General features: G+C 28.8%; 2 protein-coding genes. Both read right to left on the reverse strand.

All coding sequences use genetic code 11. From position 1 onward, the window contains the following. Positions 1 to 270 precede the first annotated feature (270 nt). Positions 271 to 606, reverse strand: coding sequence for a hypothetical protein (locus tag ACS8FD_RS16195; RefSeq protein WP_299219178.1), 336 nt, complete (start codon positions 604 to 606; stop codon positions 271 to 273). Positions 607 to 910: 304 nt separating this feature from the next. After that, positions 911 to 1120 (reverse strand): hypothetical protein (locus ACS8FD_RS16200; RefSeq protein WP_439276599.1); only part of this gene is annotated, 210 nt, incomplete at its 5' end.

Genomic DNA, 1120 nt, shown 5'->3' on the forward strand with positions numbered 1-1120 from the left:
CAATAGTACTTTACTGACTGCATTAGCCTCTTCTTGGGTAAAACTTGGCCACGGTGAAAAAGGGGAATTTAGCATATAGCTTCCTTATTTATTATCGAATTAATGAGTAGTAATACCTCATTTTATTTTAAACTATTTATTCTTACGGTTTTATTTCATCGTGCGTTATTTTATATAAGTTATAAAATAATACTAACCAAATCTATTTTTTAGAAGTTCAGTTATAACGATACGCCTTAGCCATAGAAGTTTGATAGATATAACTATATTCTATTTTATAACATCATCAAGAAAACTTGCTGGATAATCTATACTATTCTTAAGAGATTCAAAAGAAAAACGATCTTCAAGACTTCCAACTTCTTTTTCTAATCTTGAGAATTGGACAAACCAATCTTCGAGATAAAAAATATAGTTAAATATTTTTTTACTCATAGACGCATCTAAACTATTATCATTTAGTAAAAGGATAAGTTCGTCATATATCTTTTTGTTAGCATGAAAAATATGCAAAGCTTGATGATAAGTCAAACCTTTCTGATAAACTTTATAAGCCGCTTCACAGCGTTTTATATTATTGATGAGTGCATTGTGTATAAGAATCATGACGTTTCCAAGTTTTGATATGTAAATAATTTAATAAAATTTCGTGTATATTCTATTATCCGAATATAATATAAAATTCTAGTCGTATTCGAATTATATTAAGCAGGTTAATTACGTTTTTTATAAATGTATGAGTTAAATTTTGGTAATTATCATCGGTTTACAAAGTAAATCATCAACTTTATAAATTACTTTATTTCAACTATACAAAAAATAAATAACCAATACTATTACATCAAAGCTCTGTCTGAAAATCCCTATGCATTTTCAATACAGTAAAAATTTTTAAAACTATGTGACACAATCAACCTACTTTATTGTTTTTATACTGTCGATAAGCACGTTGAACAAAGTACGTCAGATGATATAGAGCAGCATAGCTAACACATAATAAAGTAACTCTTTTTAGCAAACTCACTGATACCCCTGCCGCAAACCTGTAGGGACTGCTAGTCAAAGATGGATACCAACTTAAAACTGCCTGCATACCCCATATCAGAGTTAAGGTAACCAT

The organism is Psychrobacter sp. 1U2 (assembly GCF_051847575.1).

Coding starts and splice junctions, on each gene's coding strand:
- ACS8FD_RS16195 (WP_299219178.1), bottom strand. CDS start 606: ATGATTCTTATACACAATGCACTCATCAATAATATAAAACGCTGTGAA.